At 36.6% G+C, this 21,328-nt stretch carries 16 protein-coding genes, 1 tRNA gene and 1 pseudogene; 13 read left to right on the top strand and 5 right to left on the bottom strand.

From position 1 onward, the window contains the following. Positions 1-152 (top strand): annotated as a pseudogene (locus ASG01_RS14715) (DNA polymerase IV); the annotation flags it as partial. Between the two features lie 948 nt (positions 153-1,100). Here the strand turns inward: ASG01_RS14715 and ASG01_RS14710 are convergent. The 3 genes from ASG01_RS14710 to ASG01_RS14700 form a co-directional block, all read right to left on the bottom strand. Then, positions 1,101-1,174 (bottom strand) — tRNA-Arg (locus ASG01_RS14710). A 55-nt stretch (positions 1,175-1,229) separates the two neighbouring features. Further along, positions 1,230-2,996: a TonB-dependent receptor gene (locus ASG01_RS14705; RefSeq protein WP_055865338.1), complete on the bottom strand. Its 1,767-nt coding sequence runs from the start codon at positions 2,994-2,996 to the stop codon at positions 1,230-1,232. Between the two features lie 80 nt (positions 2,997-3,076). Continuing rightward, positions 3,077-6,040, bottom strand: a complete 2,964-nt coding sequence (locus tag ASG01_RS14700) for a tetratricopeptide repeat protein (RefSeq protein ID WP_055865335.1) — start codon at positions 6,038-6,040, stop codon at positions 3,077-3,079. 248 nt (positions 6,041-6,288) lie between these two features. Between ASG01_RS14700 and ASG01_RS14695 the strand changes: the two genes are divergently transcribed. After that, positions 6,289-7,977 carry an APC family permease gene (locus tag ASG01_RS14695; RefSeq protein WP_055865331.1) on the top strand — a complete coding sequence of 563 codons (1,689 nt, stop codon included), beginning with the start codon at positions 6,289-6,291 and terminating at the stop codon, positions 7,975-7,977. A gap of 145 nt (positions 7,978-8,122) precedes the next feature. Here the strand turns inward: ASG01_RS14695 and ASG01_RS14690 are convergent, their stop codons facing one another. After that, the gene (locus ASG01_RS14690; RefSeq protein ID WP_055865329.1) at positions 8,123-9,061 is read right to left on the bottom strand and encodes an SPFH domain-containing protein; all 939 of its coding nucleotides are present in this window, start codon (positions 9,059-9,061) and stop codon (positions 8,123-8,125) included. A gap of 69 nt (positions 9,062-9,130) precedes the next feature. Further along, the gene (gene dgt, locus ASG01_RS14685) at positions 9,131-10,486 is read right to left on the bottom strand and encodes a dGTP triphosphohydrolase (protein ID WP_055865325.1); all 1,356 of its coding nucleotides are present in this window, start codon (positions 10,484-10,486) and stop codon (positions 9,131-9,133) included. A 71-nt stretch (positions 10,487-10,557) separates the two neighbouring features. Here dgt and ASG01_RS14680 point away from each other — a divergent pair, with 71 nt between their 5' ends. The 11 genes from ASG01_RS14680 (at position 10,558) to ASG01_RS14630 (ending at position 21,270) form a co-directional block, all read left to right on the top strand. Then, positions 10,558-11,283 (top strand): endonuclease, encoded by a 726-nt coding sequence (locus tag ASG01_RS14680; protein WP_055865322.1) that lies wholly within the window; start codon positions 10,558-10,560, stop codon positions 11,281-11,283. 717 nt (positions 11,284-12,000) lie between these two features. After that, entirely contained in the window at positions 12,001-12,381 is a 381-nt protein-coding gene (locus tag ASG01_RS14675; protein WP_055865319.1) for a DUF2200 domain-containing protein, read from the top strand. Between the two features lie 147 nt (positions 12,382-12,528). Beyond that, positions 12,529-12,993, top strand: a complete 465-nt coding sequence (locus ASG01_RS14670) for a DUF2059 domain-containing protein (protein WP_082498393.1) — start codon at positions 12,529-12,531, stop codon at positions 12,991-12,993. Positions 12,994-13,117: 124 nt separating this feature from the next. Next, positions 13,118-13,969, top strand: coding sequence for an alpha/beta fold hydrolase (locus ASG01_RS14665; RefSeq protein WP_055865315.1), 852 nt, complete (start codon positions 13,118-13,120; stop codon positions 13,967-13,969). Beyond that, positions 13,969-14,439 carry an RNA polymerase sigma factor gene (locus ASG01_RS14660; RefSeq protein ID WP_055865312.1) on the top strand — a complete coding sequence of 157 codons (471 nt, stop codon included), beginning with the start codon at positions 13,969-13,971 and terminating at the stop codon, positions 14,437-14,439. Before ASG01_RS14665 ends, ASG01_RS14660 begins: the two co-directional genes overlap by 1 nt. Further along, entirely contained in the window at positions 14,429-15,025 is a 597-nt protein-coding gene (locus ASG01_RS14655) for a hypothetical protein (protein ID WP_055865307.1), read from the top strand. Before ASG01_RS14660 ends, ASG01_RS14655 begins: the two co-directional genes overlap by 11 nt. Before the next feature lie 261 nt (positions 15,026-15,286). After that, a complete protein-coding gene (locus ASG01_RS14650; protein WP_055865304.1) occupies positions 15,287-15,805 on the top strand; it encodes a hypothetical protein in 519 nt (172 codons plus the stop codon). Between the two features lie 244 nt (positions 15,806-16,049). Then, positions 16,050-18,392: a TonB-dependent receptor domain-containing protein gene (locus ASG01_RS14645; protein WP_055865301.1), complete on the top strand. Its 2,343-nt coding sequence runs from the start codon at positions 16,050-16,052 to the stop codon at positions 18,390-18,392. A gap of 247 nt (positions 18,393-18,639) precedes the next feature. Further along, complete coding sequence (locus ASG01_RS14640; RefSeq protein WP_055865300.1) at positions 18,640-19,473, top strand: DNA adenine methylase; 834 nt, start codon at positions 18,640-18,642, stop codon at positions 19,471-19,473. A gap of 2 nt (positions 19,474-19,475) precedes the next feature. After that, on the top strand, positions 19,476-20,426 hold the full coding sequence (locus ASG01_RS14635; RefSeq protein WP_055865297.1) for a ParB/RepB/Spo0J family partition protein: 951 nt from the start codon (positions 19,476-19,478) through the stop codon (positions 20,424-20,426). Position 20,427: 1 nt separating this feature from the next. Further along, on the top strand, positions 20,428-21,270 hold the full coding sequence (locus ASG01_RS14630) for a hypothetical protein (RefSeq protein WP_055865292.1): 843 nt from the start codon (positions 20,428-20,430) through the stop codon (positions 21,268-21,270). Positions 21,271-21,328 lie beyond the last annotated feature (58 nt).

Below are 21,328 nucleotides of genomic sequence, written 5' to 3'. Positions count from 1 at the left end.
GGTTGCGATTATGTCCTGAAGCAAGAATTATCAGAGGGGATATGGAAATGTATTCCAAAGTGTCGCATCTGGTTACAGAGGTCATTCAGGAAAAAGTGTTTGTTCTGGAAAAAGCAAGCATCGATGAATTTTATTTGGATCTGTCAGGCATGGGTCATCCTGTGCAGAAACTTGTGCTACTGCAAAGACAGTCAAAAAAAGTAAAAAAAGATGCTTCATTATTGTAAAGTTTTAAAAGTTATTCAGTAATTGATCCATACGTCAAATATGCGACATTAAAATCATTTTTGTGGTCATTATTAGATTTGCCACGGTGGATTTTTCCTATAGTTACCGTCAGTATACAAGATCATCTTATTTCCGTCAAAATCCATTAAACTAGCTTCTATCCACAATCACAATTGATCAGTCGGTAATTTTCAAATTCTACTGCTGCTATTCATAGTTACCAATGAAAGCTTCATTAAACAATAGTTACTTTTTGTCTATAAGAATTTTATATAATTCTACTAATTTATAAACTTAAAAAACTACTTTCTCATATCATCATTGCCAATCTAAATGTGGATACAGATGCAGCGCTGACATAGTTAATGATGAATTTACAAGAGAGTTAAAAAATTTGAATATCATATTGCGTTCGGTCAATTAATTAAAGAAATATTTTTGATCAATTTAAAAAATAATCATCAAAGTTTCGACATGAAGAAAAAAGAAAATTTCTTCAAAAATAATCGTCTAAATAGTGCCAGAGAAAAATATCTAGAGGACAGATTTGATCTCAAAGATTATCAGTTGAGTAAAAAAGAGCATAAAAAAAATTCGATGCATTAGAAATGGATCTGCAGAATCAAAAGTTACCCATTAAATAGCACTATCAAAACAAAACGTAATCAGGTGCCAAAAAAATTATCAAATCTCTCTCAACTCTATATTAAAGGAGAAGATGGCACTAGAAAACAATAAATTTCCGATTTTTGACGAAAACTTTTAAAATACCTCCGATCAATTCGGCAATATCTTCCATCTTATCAATAGACAAGATTTTACAAAATAAAAAAGCGGGAAAATCACTCATGAAAGTGACATTTCCCGCCAAGTGACCGCGAAGGGATTCGAACCCCCAACCCTCAGAGCCGAAATCTGATATTCTATCCAGTTGAACTACGCAGCCATTAATATTTTAAAGAGTAAAAATTAATTAGTAATTAAAAATTGCTCCATTTTTTTTAAAATGTAATCTTCACTCCTCCCAAAATCTGCGCGCCAAGAACTTTATAGCCTTTGTACGTCTGGTATTTTGAGCTCAGAAGATTATTTCCGAGTGCGAAAATACTGAAATTTTTGTGAAACTTATACTCCGCAGACAAATTTAAATCGGCATATCCGCCAACTTTATCATTCGTGTTTTCTGTCGACTGAAACATCAGCATTGGGTTTGAAACGCCTTCTAAAGTGTAAGAGTTTGTCGTTCTGTCACTTGCAAAAATTCCTTTGAAACCAAGCGAGAGTTTTTTCTGCAACATTGTATATTTTGCACCGATGCTTCCCGAAACAAGCGGCACGTTATAAATATTTTCAAAATTCTTCAGTTCATATTTTTGGAAACGTACTTCCGCATCCAAAACTAAATTCGCCAAAGGAAAATACTGCACACTTCCTTTGATATCACTCACATTTCCATCGTCATAGATTGCAGAAAAAGTATTCGCATAATCAAATCCGAAACGGTCTAAAGCCAAACCACTGTCGAATAAAGTATTTGCTTTAAAAAACATGATGTTGTTTATTTTCCCGTAACCTGCAGAGAAATCATATTTTAAAGTTTCGCTGATATCACCTCTCAAACCGGCGTAGAAATGAAACTTAGTTTCCGTCGGTCTCAACATCTCGTCTGAAACCAAAAACGGATTCTGCTGAAGCAGATCACTGTATGTATTCAGTTTCAAGCCGCCGTCTACACCACCATAAAACTTAAATTCTTTCGATGCTGCCAACTGAAATTCTGCCTGTGGAAACCAAAATGTTTTGCTGTTTTTCGCCTCACCAGCCATTGACAGATTTGAGAATCTCGAGTTTAAAAATGAAAATCCAGAGCCAAGCATCAAATAGGTTTCACCTTTCATGAAGGTCACTTTTGGCGCCAGGGAGAAGTTTAAATACGTCGAAGAATTTCTGTCGATGATTTTAAAATCGCTCTGCACCGTTTCAATTCCGAGACCGAGATCGGCATTCAATTTAATATCATCAGTAATGTTTACTGCATGTTTCGACAAATTAGCCAACGCAGAAACCTGATTTTCTTTTGCATTAAAACGGTCAGAAAGAAAATTCGATTTTACACGAACATCATTCAGAATATTATTTGAATAAAAATCATAATAACCATTCACCCGAATTTGATTCACTTTTTGGCTTAAATCAACTCCTGCAGACGGATTTAAAGCATAAATTCCGTAATAATTATAATCATCCAGCGCATATTCTGCGTTCACATTTACCTTCCCTTTTTCGCCGTAAGCGTTAAGAAAGGCACCAAGATTTGCCGTACGCGAATCAGAATCCCAGGCATAATCTTTTTTCAGTCCGTTGGTTGTCAAAACATGCACATCGGCACCTACTTCCAGTTTATTGTCGAGCGTTTTGGAGATATTTCCGTCAGCCAGAAATTTTCCGTAATTGCCCATACCGATCTGAAAATAATTATTCTGAGCAGCCGCATCAAAAGTCGGAGCTACATCCTGTCCCTGAATCGTGGATGTCTTAAAATCTGAAACCGCAGGCACATCCGTAATGTTATATTGTACAGGATTCGCAGATTTCTCTTCCGGAGGATAGTTTTTTACCACTTCCACCGACGTTTTTTTCTTCTCAATTTTCTTTACTTCGGGTTCGCGTTTTTTGGTGAGAATAAGCTTCTCTTCGCGGATCTGCGAAAATGCCACAGACGAAAGTCCCAAAAATAATATCGATAATATTTGAATTCTCTTGTTCATTTTGATTGTATTTAAGTACTCCTGTAAAATGTATTCTGAAAATCACAAATACGTTTTACGATCATACATCAGTACACATTTTACTTTTTAATAGTCTTTTTTACTTCCTTCGCTTCGGCAACAATTTCCGGGAAATCAGAATAATTGGCGATAATTTGATCGACTGTGTAACTTGCCTGATAATTATCTTTCAGGCCGATGTAGTTTTTCGCCATCAGAACCAATGCTTTTGCGCCCCAGTAATCTTCCGATGCATAATTGTTGGCAAGTTTGAAAATCGTTTCATTTGAAGATTTAAAAGCTTTTCCTTTATTCTGATAGAAAGCTTTTGCGTAAAGCGCTTCCGCGGCAACTTCCGTATTTGAAGATTTTTCAAGCGAAGTATACGCAGACTGCGCGTCTTTGTCTTTTCCGCTGTTCATCAGACTTCTTGCTTTAATCACTTTTGCGGTCTCAATTACCGCCGCTGAATTTTTAGTGTTTCCAATAACTGCATTTGCAAGTTTTTCCGCTTCGCCAAAGTTTTTCTCGTCAGCATAGAGTTTCATTAATTCAACATTCGCGTAATTTTTCACGTTCACGTCTGAAGAATTTCTGATACTTTCAAGATAACGTTTCGCTTCTGATGTATTTCCCTGCGCGAGATAAATCTGGGCCACACGTGTCTGCGCATCATCCTGATAATCATTCGCGACATCAGCAACTTCCTGCAGAACAAGCAAAGCCTTCGCCTGATTGTTGTTTTGATAGTAACTTTCGCCAAGCTCATATTTAGCCTGATAAAGTCCGTCACCGGTCGGGTTTTGCGTTAAATATTTTTCATAAAAGGAAATTGCATTTTTGTAATCTTTCTTTGCGAAATACTGTTTTCCGGTAGAAAGATTTATCTCATCAATTTCTTTTGCATCGATATTTACCCCAAGATTTCGTGCAAATGTTTCGTAACCGGAAACGTCACCGTTTTTGGTGAAAATCGGTCTCGCTGCCTGCACAATTTTCTGGGCGTAAGCCGTGTTTTTGTACTGTTCACCAAGAGTACGAAGTTCAGACAGCGCTTTGTCGCTTTGGTTCTGATCAAAATAATTCTGCGCTCTATAGATCGACGCATTCGCCACCAAATCTTTATCGGTCGAAGTTTTAATTACTTTCCCGAAATAGTCATTGGAATTATTAAAATCTTCCTGTACTGAGTATGCAACGCCGATTTCGTACTGCGCATCGTCGACATATTCTGAGTTTGGATATTTAGATAAAAGCTGTTTCAGATTGCTGATTTTCGCTGCCTGATCATCTTTAAATCCTAAAGCCAACGCTTTCTGGTACAAAGTATAATCGGTCGCATCGGTTGTCTGATCGTAAATCGCAATCGCTTTATCAAGATCATTATTTGCATAATTAATATCTGCGAGACGAAGTTCAGCATCATTTTTAAACTCAGACTTCGGGTTTTTCAGATAGTCCGTAAAATATTTTTCAGCCTGATCAAATTTCTTCGATTTAAAATAAGCATATCCCAAATCATAGGGCAACTGCTGCTGCTCCGGGAAAGTTTCGTTTAAAAGTTTTTCGTAACGTACAATCGCCGAAGGATAATTTCCTTTCTGATAATACACCTGTCCGAGCCAGTACAAAGCGCGGTTGTGGAATTCTTTATTGATATTAAATTCTAAACTTCTTAAAAAATAACGTTCTGCATCGTCGAAATTTCCTTTATTAAATTCTTCCGTTCCCAATAAATAGGAAACCTCCTGATCTACTTTATCGGTTTCGGGAGTAGAATTCGGAAGTTTATCGATCGCGCTCAGCGTTTCTTTAAAATCTCCGGAGTACAGATACGATTTTACCAAAAGCGAACGCATTTCTGCTGTTTTCGGATCGTTGGTATTGATTTTTATATATTCCTGAATAACGTTGGTCGGATTTTCAAAAGGATTTCCGATATCGTAACTCAGCTTTGCATATTGCTCGTGCGCGAGTTTTTTCACGTTTTTATCATAATCCATCTGATACGCAGAACGAAATGCTGAAAGTGCTTCCTGCTTTTTTTCTACGGCGAGATATGCATTTCCAAGCTGATAATATGCATTTTGCGCGAGCGCCGAATTGCTGTTCAGCAACTGATTATAATAAGAAACTGCCTCGTCATATTTTTTGAGCTGCGCCGCAACAAATCCCATTTCGTACAGATCATTTTCAGAGGGATTCTGCTGCACGGCGAGATAATCTTTCAGATGCGGATACGCCGAAGCATAGTCATCTTTCATGAAGTACGATTCACCGATAATTTTATGAACTTCCGCTTTATACGAAGCCGAAAGATCTTCATTCAATAAAGCCGTTCCTTCAAAAATCGCCTTGTCGTAATCTTTGTCATTGTAATACATCTGCACATAGTACGGACGCACAAGTTTAGAAAATTTCGGATTGTCTTTTATTGAATCAAAATAGAGAAACGCCTGATCATTCTGTCTCTTAGAATAATTTAAGTGACCAAGCATATACGCGATATCGCCTTTCTGCGATTCATCGGCAGTTTTATACGCTTCTTCCAGCGCGTCAATGGCACCTTTAGAATCGCCCATCATAAATTTCGTATAACCGAGTTTCAGGATGTACTGCGTATTTTCTTCGTGCGTCAGCTGGTACTGATTGACCTTTTTTAAAGTTTTTAATGCTTCTTTAAAATCTTTTTTAGCCAGATAATAATCCGCAAGCGGGAGATTGGCCTGTGCAAAATACGCCGAGTTGGGATATTCTTTCATAAAAGCCGTCAAACCTTCTTCCGCATGATTTTTCTGAAGAATGACACCGATTACCTGATCAAAAAACTGCGCTGCCTCTTTTTTAGACTTTTCAAGGTTTTGGTTATAAAAATACTGCCGCGCATACTCGTACTGAGAAGCGTTGTAAACTTTGGTCTGATATAGATTTTCAGCAAGACCGAAACGGTAATTTTCTTTTTGGGTAAAGTATTGTGATTGTTGCGCCTCAGAGATTCCGAAATAGAAAACTGCTGCGGCTAAAAGTATTTTTTTTGACTTCATTGAATGATCAAATTAATAAGATTGCAACCGCAGAAATCTGAAAATGCGGAATTCTGGCGGTCATTTTATCCACAAATTATCCACGAAAATATTGAAAACTTATTGTTTTGCCAAACCTTTTCGAAGTTTGTTAGCTTGTGGATAATTTTTAACTTTTATTAACTTTCTTGCAGCGTTGCAGCGATTATATTCCAAATATTTAACAGAATTAATTACATTTGTTTTCTTCAAATTTTACACACTTCTACATGAATCAACTTTTCCGGAGAAAAATCTACTCAGAAACCGATACTTCTACCAGCCTTTTGCGGGTTTTAGGTACTTGGGATATTGTATTTTTCGGCATCGCGGCCATTATCGGCGCAGGCAGTTTCAGCAGTTTGGGCGAGGCAGTTTTCCGCGGCGGTCCGGGTGTGATTTTGCTTTACTTAATCTGCGGTTTTGCGTGTGGTTTTACAGCGCTTTGCTATGCAGAATTTGCCAGCAGAATTCCTACCGCGGGTTCTGCTTATACCTATGCTTACGCAAGTTTCGGAGAACTGATTGCCTGGATTATCGGCTGGGCGCTCATCATGGAGTATTCTTTCGGAAACATTTATGTAGCTTTTTCTTGGTCAGACTATTTCACGAGTTTTCTTGAGAGACTCGGCATGCATATTCCCGATTATCTCACCTGTAGTTATACCGAAGCAAAAAAAGCATTTACCAGTGGTTCAGAAAATCAGGAACTGCTTAATGCGTGGCGGTCTGCTCCACTTCTCGGAAGTTTAAAATTCATTGTTGATATTCCTGCTTTGGTTATCAACGGTTTGATTACTTGGCTCTGTTATGTAGGTTTAAAGGAAAGTAAAAATTTTAATAACGCTTTGGTTATCCTAAAACTTGCCGTTATTATACTCGTTATTTTAGTTGGATTCTCATATATTAATACCGAAAACTGGACGCCTGTAAGTCCGGTAAATGGCACACCATCATTTATGCCAAATGGTTTTGCGGGCGTTATGAGTGCCGTTTCGGGCGTATTTTTCGCGTATATTGGTTTTGATGCGTTAAGCGTATTATCTGAAGAAACAAAAGATCCGCAGAAAACACTTCCGAAAGGAATGATTATTTCGCTCGTACTTTGTACCATTATTTACATCTGTCTTACACTCGTTTTGACCGGAATGGTCGATTACAGAAAATTCGACGGTGTCGGTGATCCGCTTTCATTCATTTTTGAAAAAGCAAACGCCAATGTAGCGTGGATGGAACTTACCGTTTCCTTCGTGGCAATTGTCGCGATAACCACGGTTTTACTCGTTTTCCAGATGGGACAGCCGAGAATCTGGTATGCGATGAGTCGCGACGGACTGATGCCTAAAAAATTCCAGACCGTACATCCAAAATATAAAACACCTTCATTTGCTACGGTTGTGACAGGTATTGTTGTAGGAATTCCGATTCTTTTTACCGACAAATCTTTCATCTTGGATTTCACCAGCATCGGGACAATTTTCGCATTTGTTTTGGTTTGCGCCGGAGTTTTGATGCTTCCGCCAAAACAGAAAATAAAAGGCCGTTTTCATCTTCCGTATATTAACGGTAAAATTCTTTTTCCGGTAATTTTCATTGGCGCTTTGGCTGGATTTTATTATTTTGAGCCGGCATTTTTCCAAAATTTAATGGATTGGAAAGATCCGAATGAAGGCGAATTCCGCGCTTCGATTTTCTTTTTCATCATCATCAATCTGGTGCTTTGTGTATTCACTTTTATTAAAAATTTCTCGCTGATTCCCTTAATAGGTTTGAGTTCATGTTTATACCTTTTAACGGGAATGAGCCACGAAAACTGGTATTATTTCGGGCTTTGGTTTGCGGTGGGCTTGATCATTTATTTCTGCTACGGTCACAGAAACAGCAAACTCAGAACAGATCAAAATAATCAAACTAAATAATTATGATTCAAGTGTAAAACTTATTTCTTTCAATAAAAAAAAGTCTCTGAAATTCAGAGACTTTTTTCGTGAGTTCAAATTAAATTTAAAATTTTTCTACTAAATAAAAAATCCTCTCAGAAATTTGTGAAAGGATTGATTTATATTAAGAATTTTTATCAAGATTAATTGGCTTCTGATGTCGGGTGTCCGTATGTAGCTCATCCATTTTCTGCGTCGCCGCCATAGAAACTACGAGATCATTCAGCATAGAACTTGCTGCCGTTGGCGAGTTCGGCAACAAAACCAGATTGCTTCGGTTATTCGCACCAACGGAATTTAATGTATCATAATGCTGCGTCACAACGATTAAAGCTGAAGCTTCCTGAGCGTTGATATTTGCCGCATTCAACATTTTTACAGATTCCTCAAGACCTTTCGCGATTTCTCTTCTCTGGTCAGCAATACCTTGTCCCTGAAGTTTTTTAGATTCCGCTTCAGCTTTCGCAACCGCTACAATTCTGATTCTCTGTGCTTCAGATTCATATTCTGCAGCCGTTTTTTCACGTTCGGCGGCATTGATTCTGTTCATGGCATGTTTTACCTGTTCATCAGGATCGATATCAGTCACCAAAGCTTTGATAATATCATAACCGTAGCTCTGCATCGCTTCCTGCAACTCGCTTTTTACTGCAATCGCGATGTCATCTTTGCGTACAAAAACATCATCAAGCTTGGTTTTCGGAACTTCGGCTCTTACAACGTCGAAAACATACGAAGTGATCTGATTTTCCGGATTTTCTAGACGGTAATACGCATCTTTTACATTCTCTCGGATCACCTGATACTGCACCGAAACTTTCATTTTAATAAAAACATTATCCAGCGTTTTGGTATCGATAATGACGTCCAGCTGCTGAATTCGCAGATTGAGACGCTTCGAAATCTGATCCAGAAAAGGAATTTTCAGATGCAGACCGGCGTGGCTTACTTTCAAAAACTTTCCCAGCCGTTCAACGACCGCGGCAGATTCCTGCTTGACGGTAAAAAATGATGCGAACAGTGTGATGAGGGCAAAAAATACTACAGCTCCTAAAATATACATACGTTTAGATTTTTATGTTACGTCGTTAAGATACAGATTTTGAAGTAAAAACAAAACCCCTAAGCTGATTTACATGGTCATTCCAATGTCGATTCCTTTAATTTTACGGTAAAGATCGGTTGCAAAATTATCGGTCATCCCGGAAACAAAATCGATCACACCGAGTGTTTTCTGATAATCACTTCCCTCTTCGTAGACGAACTGTTTCGGCAAAAGTTTAAGCGCCATTTTATCGTAAGATTTTCTTTCATCTTTCGACTTTAAAACCGACGGAATAAAATGATCTAGCAATTCATACATTACATTATAACCGGCATTTTCGATTTCTACAACGGCTTTGTGATTATAAATTTTTTCGATGGAAAAGCTTTCGATATCCTTCAAAGAAGAATTTTCTTCACGGTAGATATCAAGCAGAGCTTTGTCCTGTTTTCCGTTTAAAATCTGGTCAAAACTATCTTTATAAATCTGCAGCGATTTGTTGATTAATGCATTAATTACTTTGGCACGCAGATAAGAAATCCGCTCATTGTCGTTACCGATAGAATCGAGTTTTCTGGTGACGCGGGCAACATCATCAGTTTCAGATTTAACGAGTTCAAAAAATAAATTCTGGCAGTCGGCAGTAGAAACGATTCCCAAGCGGTGCGCGTCTTCCATATCTATGATATTGTAGCAGATATCGTCCGCCGCTTCCACGAGCCAAACAAAAGGATGGCGTTTAAAAATATAAGGATCTTCGCTTTCACAGATCAAACGTGTTGATTCAGCAATCTCGAGAAAAGTATTTTTTTCGTTCTGAAAAAACCCGAATTTCTTCCGGTGAAGCTGACTTTTATCTCTGGCAACAGCTTCGCAAGGATATTTCGCAATGCTTGCAAGTGTAGAAAAAGTGAGCTGCGTACCGCCAAAATCTTTTCCCTGCTGCTGATGTGTTAGAACTCGGATGGCATTCGCGTTTCCCTCAAAATTCACGAGATCTGCCCACTCCTTTTCTTGAAATTTTGATTTTAAATGATTTTCATTTCTTTCAAAATAACTTGCAATCGCATCTTCACCGGAATGACCGAAAGCAGGATTTCCGACATCATGACAAAGGCAGCCTGCTGCGATCACATTTCCAAGATTATGCAGGTAAAAACTTCTGGAATCTTCTGTTAATTCATTTTTAAAGTGATCATGAATAAACTCACCAATCATACTTCCCAAACTTCTTCCCACAGACGAAACTTCAAGCGAATGCGTCAGACGGTTATGCACAAAAACACTGCCCGGAAGCGGGAAAACCTGCGTCTTATTCTGCAGCCTTCGGAAAGCTGACGAAAAAATAATCCGGTCAAAATCCCGTTGGAAATCGGTGCGCGAAGCCAGTGTATTCGGGTTGTTTCCGGTACGTCGGCTGCTGTAAATCTGGTTTAAATTCATGATGTTTCAAAATTAAATCAATTTTTAGAGGTTGGGGAATAATATTTGAATTTTTCCTGAAAAATCAAGCCATGCCAGAAGGTCCCACCATTATCCTGATGAAGGAAGATATCGTACAGTTTATCGGTAAAAAAGTAAAAACAGAATCCGGAAGCGCGGTTTCTGATGAACATGCTGCAAAAGGTCAAATTCTGCGTGATATTCTGACTTTCGGCAAACAGACTTTTCTGATTTTCGATGATTTTATCATTAAAATTCATCTGATGATGTTTGGTTCGTACAGTTTGGAAAAACGCACTGACATTGACACTTTGCGACTCGGACTCACTTTTTCTGATGGTGGAATGTTCTTTTATACATGTACTGTAAAATATGACTCGCAGGATTTTCTGAAAAATATTTCCTGGGATTCTGACATTATGAGCGACCACTGGAATCCGGAAAAAGCGATAGAAAAACTTAAAAAAGAACCTCAGTTAATGATCTGCGATGCACTGCTCGACCAGAAAATTTTTACCGGCGTTGGCAATATCATTAAAAATGAAGCATTGTTTCGCGCTGAAATACATCCCGAAAAAAAGATTGAAGAAATCAGCGCGAAAAAACTTGATGAATTATTGGAAGCAGTCCGGTCGTACAGTTTTGATTTCAAAAAATGGCGCAAAGAAGGAATACTCAAAAAGAATTTTCAGGTATACCATCAGAAAAAATGTAAGAAATGCGGTCACCAAATCACTGAAAAAGTTACCGGTAAAACCAAACGCAACAGTTTTTTTTGCCCCTTTCACCAGCAATAATTCGAAGATTCTGAACTTTAATTTTCGTTTACAAACCGTTCACTTTTACATATTATGCAACGCTTTTTAATTTTTTTGTTTTTATCACATTTAAAGATCTTCCATAATATTATTAAAAATACAATAAAATATAAGCAATTACCGTTTCATTATTTAAACTTAGAGATCTAAATTACCAAAAATTTACAATCTATATTTAAACAAAAATCCAACTCTTACGTATGTGTAGCCTGATATACATCATATAATTACTATTGCGACCGTTGTTTAAACGCTATATATTTGCATTACAGAATTGATAAAAAAATAACGTTTAATTACAAATCAAAGAAATTATGATCGCAATAGTAGGAGTAGCAACATGTGCAGTTTTAGTATCATCTTATATCGCAACGGTAAAAAGAGAAAACAACTAAAATTCTTTTAGCAGATTTTCAAATCTGCTTATTTAATACGGTAATGCTCTTCCGCAGCCTTTAAATTGCGGAAGAGCCGGACATGAAAAATCACTCAGCCGTTTCGGCTTTTTTTTATGTCTAAAATGAAATCTTTTTTTGAAATAAAGTTTTTCGTTTCCTGACCTCTTCTTTTTAAACTTTCACAATCTTTCAAATTTTCTGGTAAGAAGAATCTCAGCTTATTCTTATCTTTAATAAATGTATGTTCAGCATTTTTCTGAACAAGATTTTATTTTTTTCTGTTTAAAAGAAGATTGATATGAAGACAACTGCTGATCATGATAACCGAATAGCAAAAATGACTTTTGCCTCAGTTTATCTGCATTACATAAATAAAATTGAGAAAAAAGGCCGGAGCATCTCTGAACTTCATGAGGTAATTGAATGGCTTACGGGTTTCAACACCGAGAAATTACAGGAAATGATCGACCGGAAAGTGACTTTTGAGACATTTTTTGACGAGGCAACTCTTCATGCAAATGCTGATTTAATAAAAGGAACGATCTGCGGATACCGAATCGAAAAAATTGAAAATCCACTGACCCAAAAAGTGCGCTATCTTGATAAGCTCGTCGACGAGCTGGCAAAAGGAAAAGCAATCACTTACGATATTAATGCTGAAGCTGTCCGAAAAAAATAAAATAGATTATTTTAAACATTAAAACCTCGCTTAATGCGGGGCTTCTCTTTTCTTAACTTTAAATAAGAACGCACGGTGACTTTCTTTTCTGAGTATATTTGATGAAGAAATTCAATGTTATTGAATGAAATCTAAAATTTACAACAAATGAAATTCGACCTTCTAACGTTCTTCTATCTAATTTCAAATATGCTCTTCTGCCAAAAGACAAATCCTGATATTTTCAACAAAATCACTGCAGAAGTGGCAAATTTTAAAGTGGATACTTCAGCTGTTCCGCAAGACCGCCTGATTGCAGAAATCATTGAACTGCGGCAGGCAAAAGGTCGTTTTAACAACAACGAAGCAATTGTTTTTAAAATTTCCGAAGATCATTCGAAAGGAAATCTTACCGCCGACAAGGCAAAAAACATGGAGACATTTTTCACAATCGGAAAAGGCAAAACTTGGCTCGATAACGCGGTAATGAGAATTTACCGCACTCTCTTTACCCTATCCGAAATCGAAAAACTCACGAGATTTTACCGCTCCTCAGCCGGACAGAAATTTGCCGAAATGATTGTGGACGGTTTGAAAAAAGGACATGCGAAAGCGATGATTAAAAATAATTAGTAATAATCCTTAGATTCATTATCATAGCTATATTGTGCGCAAAAAATTTTGCTGATTCTGTAACATTTTGAAATGTCCCGTATCTAAAAGGCGAATTAAATAATAATAATTTAAATTTTAGAATATGAAAAAGTACAAAATCGCAATTACGCTCACATTATTATTTGCTTTGTGTGTAAATGTTTTCGGACAAAACAAATTGTATCCTTTTGAGGTTCAGAAAACGGGAAATGGTAAACAGGCAGTGATTTTTATTCCGGGATTTGCCTGTTCGGGTGAAGTTTGGAAAGAAACTAAAAGTCATTTTGAGCAAGATTACGTTTGCTATAGACTTACGATGGCAGGCTTTGCCGGAGCAAAACCGCAGGAAAATGCAACTTTCGAAAGTTGGGAAAAGGCTATTGTGCAGTACATACAGGATAATAAAATTGAAAAACCAATTATTATCGGTCACAGTATGGGTGGCGGTCTTGCACTGGCAATTGCCTCAGATTACCCGAATTTACCTTCCAAAATAGTTGTGGTTGATGCACTTCCGTGTTTATTGGCAATGACGGATCCTGCTTTTAAATCGAAGGAAAATAACGACTGTTCGCCTATCGTAAAGCAATTAATAGGGATGACTGATAAGCAGTTTTATGAGATGCAGAAAAATACAATGCCACGACTTTTATCCAACACAGCAATGCTCGAAACAGTGGTAAACTGGAGTGTAAAATCTGACAGAAAAACTTTTGCAGAAATGTACTGTGATTTCTCAAACACCGATCTGCGAGAGAAAATTAAAAATATAAAGTGTCCAAGTTTAATACTGCTGGAATCTTATTTTAAAAATTTTAAGCCTGCAGTCGAAGATCAGTACAAAAATTTGAAAGGCGGCGAACTGCAATATGCAGACAAAGGTCTCCATTTTATAATGTATGATGATAAAGAATGGTTTTTTTCACAGTTGAATAATTTTTTAGCAAAGAAATAATGACATTTGACGAAGTATATAAGTTATACTGGCAAAAGATATTTCGTTTGTGCATGGGCTATGTAAACGACTTTGACTGGGCAAAGGATATCGCACAGGAAACCTTCATCATCATCTGGCAGCAGCTACCAAATTTTAGAAACGAATCAAATATCGGTACCTGGATTTTCAGGATCGCTTCCAACAACTGCTTACGTCAGATTGAAAAAGAAAAGAAGATTATAAAAACAGAGCTGCCGATAAATTTAAAAGAAGAAAACCAGGAATCTATTGAACCGCAGATTCAGCTGCTTTATAAATTTATCTCAGAACTGCCGGAAACTGACCGGCTTATCATCTCACTGGAACTGGAAGAGATAAAACAGGCCGAAATTGCCCATATTATGGGAATATCCGAAGCTAATGTAAGAGTGAAAATTCACAGAATAAAAGAGAAATTAACGAAAAAATTTAAAGAATATGGACAGTAGCAACATAGATTTTGCTGCTATTTGGCAACAACAGAAAGTGGCACAGTCAAACATGGATGAGCTGAAGAGCAAACTGAAAAAATATCAGAAAACCAGCATTCAAAAACTGATTGTTTTCAATATTTTATTAATCGCCACAGCTGCCGGTATTTTTTGTATATGGTATTTTTATCAGCCGCAACATCTTACCACCAAAATCGGAATTGTTTTAACTATTTTGGCAATGGCAACTTATCTTTTCGCTTACAATAAACAGTTATCGCATTTTAAACAAATTGATGAAACCCAGACGAACAGTAGATATTTAAAAAGTCTGGCAGCACTTAAAACAAAACAGAAATACCTTCAGACAAAAATGCTGAGCATCTATTATCTTTTGCTCTCATCAGGAATCGGTTTATACACGTACGAATACACCTTAAAAATGACCGTGTTTTGGGCATATTTCGCCTACGTTATCACGTTGACTTGGATTGGTTTTAACTGGTTTTACATCAGACCAAAGACTGTAAAAAAACAGGAAACTAATCTGAATGAATTAATCGGCAAGCTTGAGAACTTGAATAAGCAGTTACACGAAAAATAATAATGCACCGCTTAACCGCATTTTTGAAAGAGTTTCGATGTATTATCAGTCAAAAGTTCAAAGGAAATATTTCTTTTGAACTTTTCTGCTAAAAGGCCGGACATTACGCAGAACAAAAATACATTTATCCAAGGATTAATAGGTTCTGAGCGAAAATGTCTTCCACCACATTTACAGTTTCAAAAGGAAAAAAATACCGACAGGTTAAATACCTTTCTCACGACTTTCTATGTATTTTTGAAAACTAAAGTATAACTTATAATGAAATTAAAATTTATACTGCACGTATCTCTGCTGACGGTATTTTCGGTTTTGAATGCGCAGCAAAATATTAAACCGACAGAAAGTATAAAAGTTTTCGGAGCGGTAAAAAACAGCATCACGTTTAATATAGATGATTTGGATAAATTACCGAAAACACGTGTAAAAGACCTCGTCATTTATAATCCCGTTGGCGAGATCAAAGACATACTTTCAGGAATGAGAGGCGTTTTGCTGAAAAACGCTTTGTCTGCAATTCAATACGATTACGAAAAACCGCGCGAACTCAACGAATTTTATTTTGTTTTAAAAGCTTCCGACGGATACAAAGCCGTTTTCTCCTGGAATGAAATCTACAATACCGAAGCCGGAAATCAGTATTTTATCATCACTGAAATTCAGGGCAAAACACTAGATCAGATTCCCAACCGTATTATTTTTCTTTCAGCGGCTGATCTGAAAACCGGCAGAAGGTACATAAAAGGTTTATCAGAAATTGAAGTAAAGAAAGCAGATTAAACTTAAAACCCAGGAAGGATAAAAGTTTTAAATCATTTTCTTGATTTCCCGCAAATTTATCATACCGGGCTGTTTTTTTCTAAATATGAAAAACAGGCAAAAGAAAATATTCTCAGAGAAATCTCGATGCTTAAAAATTAATGAAATAGACATTTCTTCATTTTTAAACTTCCACTATACTAAAAAACTCCCCCACAGCAAGTAATAAAATGCCACCCTCAGTTGTCTTACCTCAAACCAAACTATGTCTCAAACCAAAACTACCACTTCAGCGTTTACCAAAACGCTCAGCATTTTTATTTTCTTTTTTTCTCTCAGCGCTGTAGCTCAGGAATTTAAAATCAGCGGAACGGTTTCCGACAGCCAGAATCAGAAAATCACTTCTGCAGAAATTTACCTCTACACTCCGAATAACGAACTTGTCAAAACTTCCCTCTTACAGAACGGTGTTTTCGAGTTTTCAAACCTTAAACCTGAACAGTATTTTCTGCAGATTCAGTCTGGAGATTTCATTCAGAAAGAACATGTTTTTGAACTTTCACAAGACCGGACTTTCAACATTACACTCAGTGAAAAAATTTCTGACATTGAGGAAGTCAGACTTTCCGCGAAGAGAAAACCGTTTCAGGTGCAGAATGGGAATATCACGATCGACATTGCCAGTTCTCCGCTAAACACTGTGGCTACATCCGCAGATTTACTTGCCAAACTTCCATTTATCTATGTCGATGCCAACGGCGAGGGTCTTTCGATGATCGGAAAAGGCGTTCCGCTGCTGTACGTCGATAACCAGAGAGTAGATTTCACTACGCTCACTTCCATATCTGTGGATGACATAAAATCGGTAGAAATCATCAGAAATCCTTCTGCAAAATATGAAGCGGAAGGAAAAGCTGTTTTAAAAATCATTCTCAAAAGCAGCAAGAAGGAAGGCTATAAATTGACCCTCAACGAAACGGCAACCTTCAACAAACGGTTCAGCAATAACCTTTCAGCGAATTTCCAGCAGAAGAAAAATAAAACCGAATGGAAAATGAATGCTGCTTACAATCAGATTCAGCATTGGGAAAGCAACGGTTTCGATTATTTGGTTCCCAGCCGAGACATCAAGTCAGATTACATCATCAAATCCATCACAGACCGTCCACAGATTATTTTGGGAACCAATATTTTCCATCAGTTAAGCGATACAGACGATTTTACTTTTGCCGTTAACGCCAATCTGCGTCCCGACAAAGGAACCAATACAACCGTCACCAATTATGAAGCAAACGGAGCAAAATCTCAGATTGTCACGCTCAATAATCAGGACAGCCAGCGTGCAACTGTCAATTCGGTATTCAACTACAACAGGAAGCTGAAGTCGCTCAACGCTACTCTTTTTGCCGGCTTGCAGTTCACACGCGAAAGCCAGAATGTCGGTTACGACTTTTATAATAATGTAGATAATGCGGGATTTCTTTTCAGTCAGTTCCGGAAAAACAAATACGGTGCAAACGCCTATTCAGGTCGAATCGATGTCGAAAAGAAGTTTAAAAAAGACTACGTTTTAGGTTTTGGGGCGAGCTTTACGAAAGCTGATGTACTCACCAATAATCTCACCGATTACAAAAGCCTCACGCCTTCCGAATATTTCAAGTACATCTTCAGCGAAGAAAACATTGCTTCTTACGCAGAATTTTCGGGTGAGAAAGAAAAGTTCAGCTTTAAAGGTGGACTCCGCATGGAAACCACTTCAGCCAAAGGTATAAACCGGATTTTAAACCTGACCAATATCGACCGTCACTTCACCGACTGGTTTCCGAGCGCCAAGCTCTCTTTCAGACAGAACAAAGATTACGAATATTCATTAAATTTCAACCGCAATATTTCCAGACCTGGCTATGGCGATCTTGCTTCTGGCGGTCTGTACGGCAGTCCGTATGTAGAATATCAGGGAAATCCCAATCTTCTTCCCACCTACACAACCACCGTTTCTGCCAATGCAAATCTTAAAAAATGGGCACTGAATGCTTCCGTTTACGAAAGTAAAAACCCAACCGGTTTCGGACTTTTCTATGATGAGACCAAAAACATCTCCGTATTCACCGTCAAAAATTTCGACCGCGAGATCGGCGCCAGCATTGGGCTCGATGTTCCTTTCGAATACAAATTCCTGACTTCCCAAAACAGTATTTCAGTTAATTATTCCAGAACCGAAGACCGTCTCGCAGTAGTCAGTCCTTCCACGCCATACCTCTATGTATATTCCAACAACACCCTGAAACTCGGCAAAGGTTTTACCGCACTTTTAGACGGCTCGTGGGTGACGCGCCGCGTGCAGGGTTTGTACGAATACAATCAGATGATCATCGTGAATGTCGGTCTTACCAAATCGGTTTCCGGTTTCGATTTTACGGTGCGGTACAACGATATTTTCAGACAGAACATCTTCATTCAGAAGTTAAGCTACGGTAAAATCATCACCAAAGGCAGCTTCTACGGCAACACGCCCGTTTTCTCCATCGGCGTAAAATACAACTTCGGCAAAGTCTCCAACTCCGGCTACAAAGAGAAAGCGATTAATGAAACGGTGGATAGGATTTAGTTTCTCAAATCCTTCCGCATAACTTGTGGTTTTTAGGATTTTATTTAGTATAACTAACAATTAGATATCAAATATTTAAGTTAAGTATCTGTAAATTTATTATATGTCTGATAAGGCATTAAGAAAATCTTATCTGAAATGGATTTTTTTCAATAAAATAAATTACTTTTAATCAATTATAAAATGAAAACATTATTATAATTTTAGATGATCAGAGTTTTAAATTCAAAATGGATAACAATAGTAGATGATAGATACGCAAGAGATAGATATGAAAACAGTTCAACCATTTCTTCGTTGGGCTGGAGGTAAAAGATGGCTTACTAAACGACTTATTGATTTTGTACCAAAAAGTTACAATAATTACCATGAGGTTTTTTTAGGTGGTGGAGCTGTTTTCTTTTATCTTAAACCATCAAATCACATTTTTTTAAACGACCTAAACGCTGAGCTGATAAACGCTTACAATATTATTAAAAACTGCCATGGAGATCTACTACAAGTTTTGGAAACTTTAATAAATAATGAGGAAAGTTATTATAAAATCAGAGATTTTCAGACGGAAGATAATCTTTTAATGGCTGCAAGGTTTATATATCTTAATAAGACATGTTATAATGGAATATATAGGGTGAATTCTCTTGGTAAATTTAATGTTCCTTATGGAAAAAATGAATCAATACAAATTTTCTGTAAAAATAATATATCCGCTGTAAGTAAGTCACTAACTAATGCAAGGCTAAGTTCACATGACTTTGAAAGTTGCATTAATAATATTGAAAAGAGAGATTTAGTATTTTTAGATCCACCTTATACTGTTGCACACAATAATAATGGCTTTATAGAATATAACCAAAAAATTTTCAGTTGGGAAGACCAGTTGAGACTGGCAGAATTCGTGAATGAGATTGATAAAAAGGGCGCTTTTTATATTCTTACAAACGCTATGCACGATAGTATTAGAAATCTATATAAAAATGTTGGCAAAAAATATGAAATGGAACGGCATAGTACTATTGCAAGCAATCTCAATAACAGAAAGAAAATATCTGAATATATTGTTACAAATTGTATTAGTTAATTATGGAAAACTCAGCTCAACTTAAACAATTACGTATAGATCTTATTGATCCAAATCCCGAAAATCCAAGAATTGTTTTTAGACAAGAGGAGATGGATAATCTCCTTATTTCTGTTAAAAAATATGGTGTACAAGTTCCTATATCTGTATATAAGAATGGCGATCGATTTGTTTTAATTGATGGCGAAAGGAGGTGGCGAACTAGTAAAAAACTTAACATATCGGTAATACCTGCAATTGTTCAGTCAAAACCTAATGATTTAGACAATTTGCTAATGATGTTTAATATACACTCATTAAGAGAGCAATGGGATTTATTCACGATAGCAAACAAAATAACTAGAGTTATTGATCTACTTCGGGAAAAGTTAGGTTTTGAGCCTAATGAAATGCATTTGAGTGAGGAGACTGGTTTAAATCGAGGTACAATAAGAAGATGTCGGTTATTAATAGAATTACCAGAGAGATTTAAAGAAACAATCCTTGAGGAACTTGAAAAGCCTAAATCAAAACAAAAATTAACTGAGGATTTTTTTATTGAAATGGAATCTGCCTTAAAAACTGTTAGAAGAAATATCCCTACAGTTATAGGTGAAAATCTTGATGATATAAGAGATACTCTTATAACAAAATATAAAAATGGAACTATATCAAATATCGTAGATTTTAGAAAAATATCGAAGCTTGCAACATCACCGAAAAATGTAGAATATCCATCTGATGAAGCAGAAAAAGCTCTAGTTAAAATATTCACTTTAAATAATACTGGTATTGATAAGGTATTTAATGAAACAGTCAGTGTACTTTATGATGAAAAAAAATTAATATCAAATTTTAGTAATGTTTTGTACTACGTCGAACGTTTATCAGATGATGAGCGCAATGATGAAGATGTAAAGAGTGCATTAAGAAATCTGAAAGATGCTATAAATAAAATTTTAGACGAAGAATAATATGGATTTCTCAATACTACCTTCGCATTTACACAAGATTGCTGAGTCCGCAAACTTTATCATAAAAAATAGATATGGTTTAACTGATGGATTAGTTGAACAAGAAATTGAACCTCATATTCCTTTAAGACCAACATTACACTGGAAAACCCCAACACAATATATAGTTTGTGAAGTTGCCGAAAGACCATTTCCTGTCTCTATAAAGCAGCAGTTCGCTGATATTGTATCAACTGGAGTTCCAATAAGAATTATTGTTGCATATCCCAAAGAAAATGATCTGTCAGGAAAAGATTATTCAAGTGATATCAAAGAATCTAAAAAATTCGGAATAGGTTATATGAGTGTTAACGAAACTAAAGTTGGTGATATAGAGTATCAGGGAATTTCACTAGCACAACATATAACACAAGTTGATTTAACCAAATATATAAAAACTGTTAAACCATACGTAAGTGAAGCTTATGAGCATTACATGCTTAAAGGTGATCCAGATGTTGGGCTTCAAAAGATAGGTCAAGTAATAGAGAGTATGTTATATAATGTTGCGGTGCAAGCAAAAAAAGATGGCTCATTCGTTTACATTGGGTTTAAACCACCAAAATATATTGCACAAGCACTCCTAATTTCCGAACTTATTAAAGAAAATATATTAGATATTTCCATATTAGTACGCTGTAAGGATTTTGCTAATGATAGAAATGCTGTTAGTCATAAAGCAAAATCGCGAAAAAAAGCAGCCGAAATTGAAGCAAAAATGAAAGAAAATTTTATAATAGGTACTAGAATTTTGCAAGATTTACCATTAAAAATTAAAGATAAAGGTTATAAAGTGAAAATTTAATTTGGAATAGAATGATCTTTCAATTTCAAATTCCTCACTTTAGGTGTAAATACAGTTA

Origin of the sequence: Chryseobacterium sp. Leaf180 (assembly GCF_001424585.1) — a bacterium.
Lineage (GTDB): Bacteria > Bacteroidota > Bacteroidia > Flavobacteriales > Weeksellaceae > Chryseobacterium.
This window is presented reverse-complemented; position numbering and strand designations above follow the sequence as displayed.